10 protein-coding genes are annotated in these 14,134 nt (G+C 66.1%); 4 read left to right on the top strand and 6 right to left on the bottom strand.

Annotation, left to right across the window (positions count from 1 at the left end):
* Nucleotides 1–5: 5 nt before the first annotated feature.
* Entirely contained in the window at nucleotides 6–524 is a 519-nt protein-coding gene (locus M8J71_RS08430) for a DinB family protein (protein WP_256247479.1), read from the top strand.
* Here the strand turns inward: M8J71_RS08430 and cydD are convergent.
* Genes cydD through M8J71_RS08415 form a run of 3 tightly spaced genes read right to left on the bottom strand, consistent with a single transcriptional unit; the run spans nucleotide 506 to nucleotide 6,748 of the window.
* Nucleotides 506–4,060, bottom strand: a complete 3,555-nt coding sequence (cydD, locus tag M8J71_RS08425; RefSeq protein WP_256247478.1) for a thiol reductant ABC exporter subunit CydD — start codon at nucleotides 4,058–4,060, stop codon at nucleotides 506–508. The genes M8J71_RS08430 and cydD overlap by 19 nt on opposite strands.
* 1 nt (nucleotide 4,061) lies before the next feature.
* Entirely contained in the window at nucleotides 4,062–5,111 is a 1,050-nt protein-coding gene (gene cydB / locus M8J71_RS08420; RefSeq protein WP_256247477.1) for a cytochrome d ubiquinol oxidase subunit II, read from the bottom strand.
* A 32-nt stretch (nucleotides 5,112–5,143) separates the two neighbouring features.
* Nucleotides 5,144–6,748 (bottom strand): cytochrome ubiquinol oxidase subunit I, encoded by a 1,605-nt coding sequence (locus M8J71_RS08415; protein ID WP_256247863.1) that lies wholly within the window; start codon nucleotides 6,746–6,748, stop codon nucleotides 5,144–5,146.
* A gap of 272 nt (nucleotides 6,749–7,020) precedes the next feature.
* Here M8J71_RS08415 and M8J71_RS08410 point away from each other — a divergent pair, with 272 nt between their 5' ends.
* A complete protein-coding gene (locus M8J71_RS08410; RefSeq protein ID WP_256247476.1) occupies nucleotides 7,021–7,407 on the top strand; it encodes a BlaI/MecI/CopY family transcriptional regulator in 387 nt (128 codons plus the stop codon).
* A 6-nt stretch (nucleotides 7,408–7,413) separates the two neighbouring features.
* Complete coding sequence (locus M8J71_RS08405) at nucleotides 7,414–8,406, top strand: M56 family metallopeptidase (RefSeq protein ID WP_256247475.1); 993 nt, start codon at nucleotides 7,414–7,416, stop codon at nucleotides 8,404–8,406.
* Nucleotides 8,407–8,471: 65 nt separating this feature from the next.
* On the opposite strand, the gene M8J71_RS08400 is transcribed toward M8J71_RS08405, so the two are convergent.
* Entirely contained in the window at nucleotides 8,472–10,580 is a 2,109-nt protein-coding gene (locus M8J71_RS08400) for a DNA gyrase/topoisomerase IV subunit B (protein ID WP_256247474.1), read from the bottom strand.
* Nucleotides 10,581–10,834: 254 nt separating this feature from the next.
* Between M8J71_RS08400 and M8J71_RS08395 the strand changes: the two genes are divergently transcribed.
* Nucleotides 10,835–11,056, top strand: a complete 222-nt coding sequence (locus M8J71_RS08395) for a DUF7455 domain-containing protein (protein WP_013600696.1) — start codon at nucleotides 10,835–10,837, stop codon at nucleotides 11,054–11,056.
* A 138-nt stretch (nucleotides 11,057–11,194) separates the two neighbouring features.
* On the opposite strand, the gene M8J71_RS08390 is transcribed toward M8J71_RS08395, so the two are convergent.
* Nucleotides 11,195–12,511 carry an RNA polymerase sigma factor gene (locus M8J71_RS08390; protein ID WP_256247473.1) on the bottom strand — a complete coding sequence of 439 codons (1,317 nt, stop codon included), beginning with the start codon at nucleotides 12,509–12,511 and terminating at the stop codon, nucleotides 11,195–11,197.
* A gap of 255 nt (nucleotides 12,512–12,766) precedes the next feature.
* The gene (locus tag M8J71_RS08385) at nucleotides 12,767–14,041 is read right to left on the bottom strand and encodes a DUF4192 domain-containing protein (RefSeq protein ID WP_256247472.1); all 1,275 of its coding nucleotides are present in this window, start codon (nucleotides 14,039–14,041) and stop codon (nucleotides 12,767–12,769) included.
* Nucleotides 14,042–14,134 lie beyond the last annotated feature (93 nt).

Raw genomic sequence — 14,134 nt, 5'->3', positions numbered from 1 at the left:
CTCTCATGCCTATCGTGCCTGATGAAAAGGACTGGACCTGGGTCCTCACCCGTCCTTGCCCGGAATGCTCGTTCGATGCCTCCACGGCCACGCCTTCCACCGTCCCTGGCAGTATCGGGAGCCTGCTCCCCCGCTGGCGCGCCGTGCTCCGGCGGCCTGACGTGGCCGAGCGTCCTGACGACCACACATGGTCCGCTTTGGAGTACGCCTGCCACGTCCGCGACGTGTTCAGCCTTTTCGACCAGCGGCTGAACCTCATGCTCGATTCGGACGACGCACGGTTCGACAACTGGGACCAGGACCAGACCGCCATCGACAAGGACTACGCCAGCGCCGACCCCGCGGTAGTCAGTGCCGAGCTTACGGCTGAAGGACAACAGGCGGCGGAATCATTCGCCGCCGTCCGTGAATCGGAGTGGGGACGCAAGGGGCTGCGCAGCAACGGCTCGGAGTTCACCGTCCTGACGCTTTCCCAGTACTTCCTGCACGACATAGTCCATCACCTTCACGACGTGGACGGCTGATCCCCCGCCAACGACGCCACAAGGTGGCCACCCTGGTGCTCTGAACGGGCGTCCCCTTCGCTTGCTTCTCCGGGACCGGGCGCAAGCACCAGGCGCGCATCCTCTGCCCGGATGTCGGCCGGGTTGTGCGTCACCAGCACCACGGTGCGGCGGCGCAGTCCCTGCCGCAGATCCGCCAGCATGGCCCGGGCCGACTCTGCATCCAAGTGGGCCGTTGGCTCATCCAGCAGGATCACCTCGGCCCCGGTCATCAGCGTGCGGGCCACGGCCAGGCGCTGCCGCTCCCCACCGCTGAGGAACGCCCCGCCCGGACCGATTCTGGTGTCCAAGCCCGCCGGCAGCCGTTCCAGAAGGGCGGCCAGGCCCACCGACGCCAGCGCAGCTCTCATGTCGCTGTCGGCTTCTTTCCCGCTTCCGGGTGTTCCGTTACCCGAGCCGGGCCGGCCCAGCAGCAGGTTTCCCCGGATGGTGGAATCAAACAGGTGCGCTTCCTGGGGGCACCAGGCAGCCCGCCCGGTCACGCCCACCCGTCCGGCGGCAACCGGCAGGAAGCCGAGCAGCACCGACAGCAGCGTGGACTTCCCCGACCCCGATGGGCCGGTGACGGCCAGCCACCTGCCCGGTTCCGCCACGGCGTCCAGGCCGGAAAATACGGGAGCGCCGCCGGGCCAGGCGGCTGAGAGGCCTGCCAGTTCGACGCCGGGACGGCCTCCCGGGCGGGCAGGAACAGTCTGCAGGCCATCACCAGTGGCCCCCTGAGGATCGTCCCGCACGCTGGAGTCCCGGGTATCCGTCTCCAGCGCCCCGGACGCAGCCAGGCGCTGCATCACGGTCCGCAGCGCAGGGAACTGGCGCACCGCCGTCGTCATTGCTGCGAGCGGCTCCACCAAAGCCAGGAGCAGCAGGACCACCACGGCCGCGGTCGCCGGCGCGAGCTGGCCGGCGAGCACCGCCGGACCCGCCAGCAGGGCGGCACCGAGGGCGGCGGCACCGCACGCTGCGGTGGTGATGGCCTGTCCCAGGCCGTCTGCCCAAGCCGAACGCTGGGAAGCCTTGGTGGCCTCGCGGTCCTGGGCCCGCAATCCGTTGAGGACGCGGGGAGCTGCGCCGTTGGCGTGGAGTTCGGCACGGGCGTCAAGGGCTGCCGACACGCGGCGCAGGACTCCGGAGCGGAGGAGCTGTTCGGCGGTGGCGGACTTGCGGTCGCCCCAGAGTGCGGCTGCCGGAGCTAGCAGGAGGCCCGCCACGCTGGCGGCGATCACGACAGGAAGCGCGGCAGGCACCAGCAAGGACGTGGTGACCAGGGCCAGAACTGAAACCGCGAGCGCTGTGACCGGCGGCAGGACAACGCGCGGCAGGAGGTCGCGGACGGTATCGACGTCGTCAATCACCGTTCCGAGGACGTTCCCGCCCTGCAACAGGCGGCGGAGCGGCAGGGCCCGCCGGCTCAGGGACTCCCACAGCCGGCCCCGCAACTGCGTGAGGGCAGCAAACACGGCGTCGTGCAGGAGGAGCCGCTCACAGTACCGGAGCACAGCGCGGCCGATTCCGAAGAACCGTACCCCAACGATCGCGGTCAGCAGGTACAGGATGGGCGGCTGCTCGCTGGCGCGGATAATGAGCCAGCCGGACAGCCCGGACAGGGCGACGGCGAACACCGCTGCCAGGGTGCCCACCAGGGCTGCAGCGGCGAACTTGCCCCGCACGGGCGCCAGGAGTGCGGCCAGCAACCGGCCGGCACCGTGTTTGCCTGCGCCGTGCTCTCTGCCGCTTGCAGCCGGAGCTTCTGCAGAGTCCGGCTGATCCCCCGCAGGGAAATCGGGCACAGCGCGAGCCGGCGCGTTCCCGCTCACACTATGCGGGAGCGATTCCTCACCATGCGCGGGGTGCCCGGCAGCCGCGGCCGCGCGGCCAGGACCACCGCCCACCTGCCCGCCCACCGGCACCACGTGTTCCGCGAGGGCGCGGGTGCGGTCCTCGTGCGCCACCAGGATGACAGTCACCTGTCCCCGGAGCTTCCCGATGGTGTCTTCCACCAGTGCCGCCGATACATCGTCCAGGTGCGCCGTGGGCTCATCCAGCAGCAGCACGGTGGCGCCGGCCTCGATCCGTGCCAGGCCGCGCGCCAGAGCTACGCGGCGGAGCTCTCCCGGGCTCAGCTCCGCAGGGTGTTTCGCAGCAAGGTGTCCGGCCGCAGCCCGGACCAGGCAGGTGCGGGCTGCGGCTTCCGCTCCCTGGCGCCTGTGTTCGACTGTTTCAGTGTCGGCGCCGCCCGACAGGTAGAGCACAATCTCGTCGAGTACCGTCTCCGCCACCATGACCGGATGCTGCGGAACCCAGGCAATTTTGGTGCGGTCCAGGCCCGTGATGGTGCCGCTGACCGTGGTGCCTGCTCCGTGGCCGACGGTTCCGGCCAGTATGCCCAGCACCGTGCTTTTGCCGGCGCCGCTGGGTCCGTCCAGCGCGGTGATCCTGCTCTGCGGTGCGCTGAAACTGAGCGGTCCGACGGCGGGCAGGGACCGTCCTTCGTAGCTCACGGTAAGGCCGCTGACGGTAATGGGCGCGCCAGGCCTGCCGGCCGGGGCTGTCCGTAGCGGCTGCGGCTCCGGTGCATCAGTCACGGCAGTTGTTTCGGCGAGCGCCACCCGGCCGTCGTCGCTGGCATGGTGGGCGGTGCCCAGTTCGCGCAGCGGCAGGTAGCAGTCCGGTGCGAGGATCAGGGCCAGCAGGCCGGCCTCCAGCGGCATATCGCCGTGGACGAGTCGGACACCGATGAAAACAGCCACCACGGCCACGGAGATGGTGGCGATGAGCTCAAGGGCCAGCGCCGAGAGGAATGCGGTCCGCAGTGTTCCCATGGTCCGGGCACGGTATTCCTCGGAGATTTCCTCGAGTGCCCTGCGCTGGGCGGTGGCGCGGCCCAGGCCCACCAGGACGGGAAGTCCCTTGGCGAGTTCGAGCATGTGGGTGGAGAGCCTGGCGAGGGACGCCTGTGCCTCGCGGACGTTGTCCTCGGTGTACCGGCCGATCAGCACCATAAACAGCGGCACCAGCGGAACGGTCAGGACGATGACTACTGCGCTCACCCAGTCGGCAAAGAGGATGCGCGCGCCCACCAGGAGCGGGATGGCCGCGCAGTTCACGAGTGCGGGCAGGAACTGGGTGTAGTAGCTGTCCAGCGCATCCAGTCCGCGGGTGGCAAGCACTGCCAGTCCGCCGTCGGCCGGGCCCGTACCGCGGACGCCGTTGCGCAGCGCCCTTTCCAGCAGCCCGGAGCGCAGTTCCTCCTTGATGCCCAGGGCAGCGCGGCGGGATGCCACTGCCTGCCCCCACACGGTGAGGGACCTCAGCACCACTCCCGCCATGCCAACTGCCAGCTGGTCCGCCCAGGCCGGGTTTCCCGCCGCGAGGCCGGCGAGAGCCGAGGCGACAGCCTGCCCGATCAGGACCAGCGACAACGCCTTGAGGGCGGCGAGGAGTCCCAGCCAGTAGATGGCTAAACGGGTGGCGGGGCCGGGCGGGAAAGTTGGACGCATGTCAGCCCTTGGTGGTGAAGGCCTTGGCGGCGATGGCCGGCAGGAAGCTGTGGGCTTCCGGTATGTGCGCGGCACTGACCCGCCTCCGGAACACCCAGTAGGTCCAGGCCTGGTAGGCAATGACCAGGGGCAAGCCGAACGCTGCCACAACACTCATAAGGCCCAGAGTGTAGTCGGAGGAGGAAGCGTTGGAAATGGTCAGGTCAAAAGCTTCATTGAGCGTGGACGGCAGCACCACCGGGAACACAGCGCCGAAGATGGACGCCGAACCCAGCGCCAGGAAAGCTCCCAGGGCAACGAAGGCCTTGCCTTCCGCCCCCTTGCGGGCCGTGGCCCAGGCTGCAGCCGCCCCAGCAACCGCCAGCACCACCAGCGCCCAGGTCCAGGCCTTGCCGTCGAGGAACTGGATGCTCACGGCCCAACCTGCAATGGGCAGGAGCAGGACGGGAAGCAGCCGGACAAACCACTTCCGCGCACGGTGCCGCACGTCGCCGTCGGTCTTCAGTGCCAGGAAGGCGAGGGCGTGTACCAGCGAGAATCCGACGACGGCGAGACCGCCCAGCACCGCATAGACGTTGAACCAGGCGAGCGGCCCGCCTTCACGGTCCCCGTTGGCGTTCAGGGGAAGGCCGGTGGTGGTCAGGGCCAGGGCTGCACCCACGCCGAAGGCCGCGAAGAAGGATCCCAACGCGATGGCCCAGTCCCACCTGGCCCGCCACTGATCCGTGTCCACCTTGCCGCGGTACTCGAAGGCCACGGCCCGGAAGATCAGGGCAACCAGTACCACCAGCAGCGGAAGGTACAGGGCGGAGAACAGGGACGCGTACCATAGCGGGAACGCGGCAAAGGTTGCACCGGCGGCGGTCAGGAGCCAGACCTCGTTGCCGTCCCAAACCGGGCCTACGGTGTTGAGCAGGACGCGGCGTTCGGTGTTGTCCCGGGCGAACAGTTTCATCAGCATCCCCACACCCAGGTCAAAGCCCTCAAGGAAGAGGTAGCCGGTCCACAGCACCGCAATGGCGATGAACCAGATGGTTGGCAGCAGTTCCATTCTTCGTTTCCTCTGCTCTTCTTTGGCGGGGACTAGTAGGCGAAGGCAAGGACGTCGTCGGCGGATTTTCCGCCGCCCTGGCCGCCCGGGCCGGGGGTGGCGTCCTCGTTTTCGTCAACGGGTGCGTGGACCAGCTCCGGCATGGCCGACACCACTCCGCCCCGGATGTACTTGACCAGCAGTTTCACTTCCACCACCAGCAGCATCGCGTAGATGGCCGTGAGCGTGATGAGTGACGCCAGCAGTTCCCCGGCGGTGACACCGGGTGAGACAGCAGCCGCGGTGAACATAAAGACCTGGTCGATGCCGTTGGGATCGGGGTTGGGCGCCACCACAAACGGCTGTCGGCCCATTTCGGTGAAAATCCAGCCCGCTGCGTTGGCTCCGAAGGGGGCGAGGATTCCGAAGACGGCGAGGCGCATCAGCCACCGGGATTCCGGGACGGTTCCGTTGCGGGTGAGCCAGAGGGCCACCAGGGCCGCGAGGGCGGCGAGCCCGCCGAACCCGATCATCATGCGGAAGCCCCAGTAGGTGACCTCCATGACCGGAAGGTAGTCGATTTCCTGGCCGGCACGTTCGCCATACATGGGGTCGTCCGGCAGGTGCGTTCCGTAGGCCTCCTTGTACTGGGGCAGGAGGCTGTTGACGCCCTGGACTTCGGTGGTGAAGTCTCCCTTGGCCAGGAAGGAAAGGATGCCGGGGACCTCGATCAGGGCCACGATGTCATCGCAGTTCTGGGAGCCGAGGTTGCCGATGCTGAGGACGGAGAAGCCGGTGCCATCGTGGCAGGCTGCTTCTGCCGCCGCCATTTTCATGGGCTGCTGTTCGAACATCAGCTTGCCCTGGAGGTCGCCGGTGAGGGCGGTCCCGGCGAAGGAGATCATGGCCACCACTGCGCCGATGCGGAGGGATCGGATCCAGACTTTGTGGTCATTCTTGTCACGGCCGGGGATGTCCCCTGCCTCACCGGGGACCACCTTGCCGTCGGCACCCACGGTGTCGACGCCGTCGCGCCGCCTCCGCCACAGGTGGTACCAGGCGATGCCGAGCAGGAAGCCGCCGGCGACGGCGAGGGCGCCGAACAGCGTGTGGGGAACTGCGACGAGCGCGGTGTTGTTGGTGAAGACTGCCCAGGCGTCCGTCATCACGGGCCGGCCGTCAATCATCTCCACACCTACGGGGTGCTGCATCCAGCTGTTGGCCACGATGATGAAGTACGCGGAGAACACCGAGCCCACTACTGCGATCCAGAGGCACGCAAGGTGGATGCCCGGCTTCAGCTGCTTCCAGCCGAAGATCCACAGGCCCAGGAAGGTGGATTCGACAAAGAAGGCCAGGAGCGCCTCGAGTGCCAGGGGCGCACCGAAGACGTCGCCCACAAATCGGCTGTACTCGCTCCAGGCCATTCCGAACTGGAATTCCTGGACGATGCCGGTGGCCACGCCCATGATGAAGTTGATCAGGAAGAGCTTTCCCCAGAACTTGGTCATCCGGAGGTACTCAGGTTTTCCGGTGCGGTGCCAGGCAGTCTGGATCACCGCCACGACCAGCCCCAGGCCGATGGTCAGCGGGACCATCATGAAGTGGTAAACGGTGGTGATGCCGAATTGCCAGCGTGCAATTTCCAGAGCGTCCAAAGCGTCCAAGGCGGTCCCTACTGTCAGCCGGTGCAGGTTTTCTACGTTCTGTAGAAACTCTAACTTCTACAAAGTGTAGAACAACGCCGGCTGCAGAGTAAAACGCGCTGCGGCACGCTCCGCCGGCCCTTCAGCGCAGGTACGGACCTCCTGTTCTACCCAATGTAGAAAGTGGCGGGGAATCGGGGTAAATTGGATTCTGTAGTTGGAACACACGCATGAAGTCACCGCAGCCCTCCGGTTGCGGTGCGGGGAAACAAAGGAAAAGTGCAATGGCTAGTCTTGGTGAACTGGAACGGGCAGTGATGGACCTGCTCTGGGCGGGCCATGAAGCAGCCACCGCGAACACCTTGCGGGACCGACTCGCGCAGACGTCGGTCGGCCAGGATGGTGCGGCCGGGCACGAGGGCAAGGAACTCGCCGTCACCACGGTGCTCACCGTGTTGTCCCGGCTGGAGAAAAAAGGCCTGGTGGAACGCGAGCGGGGCACCCGTCCACACCGCTACCAGGCAGTCTCAAGCCGCGAGGACCACACCGCCGAGCTGATGCACGAAGTACTGGGGTCGGCTCCGGACCGCGAGGCCGTGCTGGCACGTTTCATCGGATCCGTTTCCGAAGGTGAAGCCGAGACGCTGCGCAAACTGCTTGGCCACCCCTAACGGACCATGTTCTGGGCCTCGTACCTGCTGGCGGTCCTTGCGATAGTCCTGGCGTGGCCGGTACCTATCCTCCTCTCGAGGGCGCAGTGGCCCGCGCGCTCCCCCTTTACGGCCATGCTGCTCTGGCAGGCCATCGCACTGGCCGGCGGGCTGTCCATGATCGGCGCCATGCTGGTGTACGGCCTGGAACCCATCGGCGATAACCTCATCGCCGGTCTTCGGGCGCTGGCGGGGATGGTGCTTTTCAACGCCCCCACCACCGCCTTGGGCTTCTGGCATATCTTCGCGCTGTCCGCCGCGGCCCTGCTGACGGCCCACCTGGTGTTCACCCTGTTGCTGACGTATTACAAGATCGAACGCCAGCGGCGCCGGCACCGCGAGCTTCTCGCGCTCCTTGCTTCTCCGTCCGCCGAAGGAACCGGGACGCTGGTCATCAACCACGATTCACCTGTGGCTTACTGCCTTCCCGGCGGCGCGCGCTCCGTGACCGTGCTGTCCGATGGTCTAATGGCAGCCCTGGAGCCGGCTGAACTCCGCGCAGTGCTGATCCACGAAAACGCCCACCTGAGCCAGCGGCACCACTTGCTGCTGTGGGCGTTCGCCGCCTGGCGCCAGGCACTTCCCTGGCTGCCCACCACCCGCCTCGCCCAGGAGTCAGTCAACTCCCTGATCGAAATGCTGGCCGACGACGTCGCGCTCAAAACCGAAAGCAAGGCCACGCTGATCAAGGCCATCGCCATCGTGGCCAGCGGTTCGGCGGCGGCTGCCGGTGACGTGGAAATCCGTTCCGGCGCCCCAAGCCTGGCCCTGGCCGGGTTGGATTCCGCTGGGGGAACATCCGGCTCGGACTCTGCCCGCACCACCGCGTCACGGGTCAGCCGGCTGCTCTCCCCGCAGCCGGAGCTGCCCTCCGCCATCCGCAGCCTGGTGCTGGCAGGCTGTGTCCTCCTGCTGGCCCTGCCGACGGCCCTGCTGGTAGTGCCGGGCCTGCTGGGCTGACGCCCGCCGTCGTACTGCCTGAAACAGCCTCCTGCAAGGGCCTGGGGCCGCGGCCCCACGTGCCGTCAGGCGTCGATGCGCTCCCGGTCCAGGCTTGCGGCGCCGGCGATGATGAAATCCTTGCGCGGCGAAACATCCGAGCCCATCAGCAGGTCAAAGATCTCCTCCGCCTGCTTGGCGTTCTCGATCCCCACCTTGCGGAGGGTACGGTGCCGGGGGTCCATGGTGGTCTCGGCCAGCTGTTCAGCGTCCATCTCACCCAGGCCCTTATAGCGCTGGATGGGTTCCTTGTAGCGCTTGCCCTCCTTCGCCAGCCTCGCGAGCAGCACGTGCAGCTCGGCTTCGGAGTAGGTGTAGATCATTTCGTTGGCCTTCTGGCCCGCGTTGACCACTTCCACGCGGTGCAGCGGCGGGACGGCGGCAAAGACCCGGCCCTCGTCGATCATTGGGCGCATGTAGCGGAAGAAAAGGGTGAGGAGCAGCGTGCGGATGTGGGCACCGTCCACGTCGGCGTCCGTCATCAGGATGACCTTGCCGTAGCGGGCGGCGCTGATGTCGAAGCTGCGGCCCGAGCCTGCGCCCACCACCTGGATGAGGGCCGCGCACTCGGCGTTGGAGAGCATGTCCCCCACCGAGGCTTTCTGGACATTCAGGATCTTGCCGCGGATGGGAAGCAGGGCCTGGAAGTCCGAGGACCTCGCCAGCTTGGCGGTTCCCAGCGCCGAGTCGCCTTCCACAATAAAGAGTTCGGAACGTTCGACGTCGTCTGTACGGCAGTCAGCGAGCTTGGTGGGCATCGATGAGGTTTCCAGCGCGTTCTTGCGCCGCTGCGTTTCCTTGTGCACGCGGGCCGAGATGCGGGATTTCATCTCGCTGACGATTTTTTCCAGGAGCAGGGCGGATTGTGCCTTGTCGTTCCTGTTGGCGGAGGTGAGCTTGGCGGTGACTTCGCGCTCGACGACCTTGGCCACGATCGCCCGCACGGCCGAGGTGCCCAGGATCTCCTTGGTCTGCCCTTCGAACTGCGGCTCGGCGAGGCGGACGGTCAGGACGGCGGTGAGGCCGGCGAAGATATCGTCCTTTTCGATTTTGTCGTTGCCGGCCTTGAGTTTGCGGGCGTTGTTTTCCACTGCCTTGCGGAAGGTCTTGACGAGGGCCTGCTCAAAGCCGGACTGGTGGGTTCCGCCCTTCGGTGTGGAGATGATGTTGACGAAGCTCCGGACCGTGCTGTCGTAGCCGATCCCCCACCGCAGCGCCACGTCGACCTCACAGTCGCGCTCCACCTCGGCGAGCTGGCTGTGCCCCCGTTCGTCCAGCACGGGAACCGTCTCCTTGAACTTTCCGGAGCCGTGCAGCCGCCACACATCGGTGACGGCGGGATCGGCGGCAAGGAACTCAACGAATTCGGAGATGCCGCCATCGTGGTGGAAGACCTCCTCGTGGGGTCCGGACTCACCGGGCGTCCCCGGGACTTTGCGCTCGTCGCGGACCGTCAGTTTGAGGCCGGGCACCAGGAAGGACGTCTGCCGGGCCCTCGCGGCGAGTTCGTCGTAGGAAAACTTTGCGTCCGGGGTAAAAATCTGCCGGTCTGCCCAGTAGCGGATCCTGGTTCCGGTGACGCCACGCTTGGCCTTGCCCACCACGTCCAGCACCGAGTCATCCACGAACGCCGTGAACGGCGCGGCCGGATCAATCTTGGACCCGGTGTCCTTGAAGCGCCCGGGCTCGCCCCGGCGAAAGGACATTTTGTACGTTTTTCCGCCCCGGTCCACCTCGACATCGAGGCGGGAGGACAGTGCGTTGACCACGGAGGCACCCACGCCGTGCAGGCCGCCGGAAGCAGTGTACGAACCGCCGCCGAACTTGCCGCCCGCATGGAGCTTCGTAAAGACCACCTCGACGCCGGTGAGCCCTGTTTTCGGTTCCTTGTCGATGGGGATGCCGCGGCCGTCGTCGTGGATCTCCACGGAGTTGTCCGCATGCAGGATGATCTTGATGTCGTGGCCGAATCCGGCCAGCGCCTCATCCACCGAGTTGTCGATGATCTCCCACAGGCAGTGCATCAAGCCGCGGGAGTCAGTGGAACCGATGTACATGCCCGGGCGCTTGCGGACGGCCTCGAGGCCCTCCAGTACAGACAGGTGCCGGGCAGTGTAATCAGAACTTGGTGCCACTGGTGATGAACTCCTTCAGGGACGGAACAGCGGGCTGGGATCGCTCCTCCAAGGGTAGTCGGCCCGGCCCGGCAGTACCGACTGCCACACCTGCCGGAGCATGTGCGCCACGCCACGTGGCACTTCGCGCGGTGCTGCGGCGCGATCTTGATCCATTCTTGCGGCTACGCGCACAGCGAACTTGCCCCATCCTTGCGATGGTTTTGTTACGAATGCTGGTTATATAGACGTACTGATCTACTAAGGAGGCCGACATGACAACAGCAGTGGCAGACCGCACACTCAACGCACTGGACAGGTGCGATCGTTGCGGAGCCCAGGCATATGTCCGGGTTGTACTGGAGTCCTCCGGTGGTGAGCTTCTTTTCTGCGGCCACCACGCCCGTGCAGTTGAGGCAACGCTCAAGCCCTTGAGCTCCGACTGGCACGATGAGACGGGGAAGCTTCACGAGAAGGCTGCCGTAGAAATCGACTAGCTTGGCTGAAGCTGTTGGGACCCCACCGCAAGGTGGGGTCCCAATCTTTTTAAGTTGATTCAAGCAAAAGCGGCCCGCCGGGTGCCGCGCCCGTTACAGGCACGGCAGCCGGCGGGCCGCTTGTGGTGAGTGCTGCTTCTAGTCCAGGTAGTCCCGCAGCACCTGCGACCGCGAGGGGTGGCGGAGCTTGGACATGGTCTTGGATTCGATCTGGCGGATACGCTCGCGCGTGACTCCGTAGACCTTGCCGATTTCGTCTAAAGTCTTCGGCTGTCCGTCGGTGAGGCCGAACCGCATGGCCACCACTCCGGCCTCGCGTTCAGAGAGCGTATCCAGCACGGAATGAAGCTGCTCCTGCAGGAGCGTAAAGCTCACGGCGTCCGCCGGGACAACAGCCTCGGAGTCCTCGATCAGGTCACCGAACTCGGAATCGCCGTCCTCGCCCAGGGGCGTGTGGAGCGAGATGGGCTCGCGGCCGTACTTCTGGACTTCGACGACCTTTTCGGGGGTCATGTCCAGTTCGAGCGCCAGCTCTTCGGGCGTAGGTTCACGGCCGAGATCCTGCAGCATCTGGCGCTGGACGCGGGCCAGCTTGTTGATGACTTCAACCATGTGCACCGGAATACGGATGGTGCGGGCCTGGTCGGCCATGGCACGCGTGATCGCCTGGCGGATCCACCAGGTGGCGTACGTGGAGAACTTGAAGCCCTTGGTGTAGTCGAACTTCTCCACTGCACGGATCAGGCCGAGGTTGCCTTCCTGGATCAGGTCCAGGAACAGCATGCCGCGCCCGGTGTAACGCTTGGCCAGCGAGACCACGAGGCGGAGGTTGGCTTCCAGCAGGTGGTTCTTGGCGCGCTTGCCGTCATGGATGATGAATTCAAGCTCGCGCTTGTACTTCGGATCCATCGAGCCGTCGTCAGCAGCGATCTTCTCTTCTGCAAACAAGCCGGCTTCAATCCGGAGCGCAAGGTCCACTTCCTGCTCGGCGTTGAGCAGTGCGACCTTACCAATCTGCTTCAGGTAGTCCTTAACAGGGTCGGCGGTAGCCCCGGCGGACATGACCTGCTGGACAGGTGCGTCGTCGTCATCTGCGTCGGAGTAGACGAAGCCCTTGCCGGAGCCGGCGGCTCCCTTGACGGGATCGGCCTCGGCGTCCTCCTCAACAACATCAGGGCCTTCGAGGACGATCTCATCGAGGTCTTCCTCGACTTCTTCGACGTCATCGGCGTCCGTGTCACCGGCCGATTTGCCGGCCGCCTCAGCGGCAGCCTTCGCGCCGGGTTTGGGCCCGCGCTTCTTGGGCTCACGCTTGCCGTCCGCACCAGCTTCACCGGCAGAAGCCTTGTTGGCTGCCCGCGTGGCGGCCCGCTTGGCGTTTGTTGCAGCCTGCTTCTCCTCGGCGGACAGTTCGTCCTGGGCGGCGGGGTCCTTCTTCGTGGAAGACGGGGTCACAGAAAACCTTTCTAGCGGTGGTCTGTGGAATCACCATACGGGCAACACCACTATGACCCTGTCAAGTCCGTGGTGAAAACCAAGCGCCACCACGGCCGGCAGAGTCTATAAATAGAACTGCCGGAGCGGCCGTAATGTTCCCATACAGCGGTCATTACAAGCACTCGATACACGGACCCAACCGGGTCTCGGCCTCCATTGTCTCACGATTTCCCGGAATAGGGCCTAACCCGCCATTTTCTGCCGTCTTCGCCTTCAGGCGGCTTCCGGTCCGAATTTCTGCCAGGCAGCCTCCTTCCGCGCCGCCCAGCCGCACAACGTGCCCCGGCGGACCAATTCAAGCAGCAGCTCTGCGAGCCGGTACCCGGGTTCGATCTCGAGCGCCTCCGCCAGGTACGCCGCCGAGTACGAGCCCCGGCCGCGGCACCACGCGATCCAGCCCCTCCCCGTCAAGGCAGCCGCGGCCGGTGGCCCGCCCATCATGGCGAGGTGCTCCAGGAGGAGGTCGAGGGCGTCAAGGCTGTGCCATTGGGGAACGGCCGGCTCCTGCCCCATCAGGACGTTTCCGTAGCCGGGGGTTCCCTCCTGGCCGCCGGACATCGGGAAGCCTTCCCCGCACTGGTCCGGTACCGCGAAGGACGGAAAAGCGGTGCCATCCGCTGCGGATGGCACTTCTTCCGGCCCGGCCTGTTCTGCCCCGGGTGCCATCGGCCCCAGCTGTGCGTCCTGGCTGAAGATCCCGAACTCTTCGGCCCCGGCGGCAGCCGCTGTTTTCCCCGCAGCCGCCATAACGAGGACCGCGTCGCGCCAGGCGGGCACCAGGAGCGTGGCCCGCAGGAAAGCGTCTCGGTGTACAGACGGGCGTTGCAGGTCCCCGGCCGGGCGGGCCAGTACCGCCTCCCACTGGCCCAGCACCGCGGCAAACTGCGCCCGGCTCTGCCGGCGACGGTCCAGCTGGGCCGACCACTCAGCCTCTGCTTCCAGCACAGCGGCGCGATGGAGGGCAGGAACAGGGCCGGCCGGCTGCCGCTGTTCCGGTGCCGGTCCGATGCTGCTTCCCCGGAACACCATCTCGGTGTTGAGCAGGCTGTCGCGGATTTCCTGGATGGGACGCCCTGGCAGCGGGCAGCATAAAACATCCAGGCACCAAACCTCCCGCCAGAAATCATCCCCGACGTACCAGGCTTCCCGGACTGGCATCCCAGCCCTTTCCAGCATGGAGTCCAGGCCGGCCAGCAAACCGTCGTACCGCGATGGCGACGCCGCACCGCCGTTGCTGGTGAAGATCGCCAGCAATGTGCCGTCAGCCTCCTTGTCCGCCTCGAGATAGCGCCGGACGGCCCGCAGGAATTTTGCCGGATTGGCAAGGACGTCCGGCCCGGGAAGATCCAGCCGCAAGGTGGCCCCCACCCTTTTGCCCTGCAAGGTGATGGCCACGAGGCTCTGCGCCGGCCAGTATCCCAACGAGTGCGGAATGAAACCCAGGATGTCTTCCGGGCCGCGGACTGTGAGCCGTTCTGGAGATGTCATGGCTCCAGCATTCGCCGGCCAAGGGGCCGCTCGACAGTAAGGGACGCAGCTATGTGGAAACCGCCGCTGTGCGGCCCGCCCTGTGGAGGACCA

Source organism: Pseudarthrobacter sp. R1, from assembly GCF_024494415.1.
Classification (GTDB): Bacteria; Actinomycetota; Actinomycetes; order Actinomycetales; family Micrococcaceae; genus Arthrobacter.
Note: the sequence above shows the minus strand (reverse complement) of the source record. Positions and strands in the feature narration are given on the sequence as shown.

Excerpts from the sequence above, each read along its gene's own strand:
- M8J71_RS08430 (WP_256247479.1), top strand. The coding sequence starts at position 6 with ATGCCTATCGTGCCTGATGAAAAGGACTGGACCTGGGTCCTCACCCGT.
- M8J71_RS08385 (WP_256247472.1), bottom strand. The coding sequence starts at position 14,041 with ATGACATCTCCAGAACGGCTCACAGTCCGCGGCCCGGAAGACATCCTG.
- cydD (WP_256247478.1), bottom strand. The coding sequence starts at position 4,060 with ATGCGTCCAACTTTCCCGCCCGGCCCCGCCACCCGTTTAGCCATCTAC.
- M8J71_RS08410 (WP_256247476.1), top strand. The coding sequence starts at position 7,021 with ATGGCTAGTCTTGGTGAACTGGAACGGGCAGTGATGGACCTGCTCTGG.
- cydB (WP_256247477.1), bottom strand. The coding sequence starts at position 5,111 with ATGGAACTGCTGCCAACCATCTGGTTCATCGCCATTGCGGTGCTGTGG.
- M8J71_RS08405 (WP_256247475.1), top strand. The coding sequence starts at position 7,414 with ATGTTCTGGGCCTCGTACCTGCTGGCGGTCCTTGCGATAGTCCTGGCG.
- M8J71_RS08395 (WP_013600696.1), top strand. The coding sequence starts at position 10,835 with ATGACAACAGCAGTGGCAGACCGCACACTCAACGCACTGGACAGGTGC.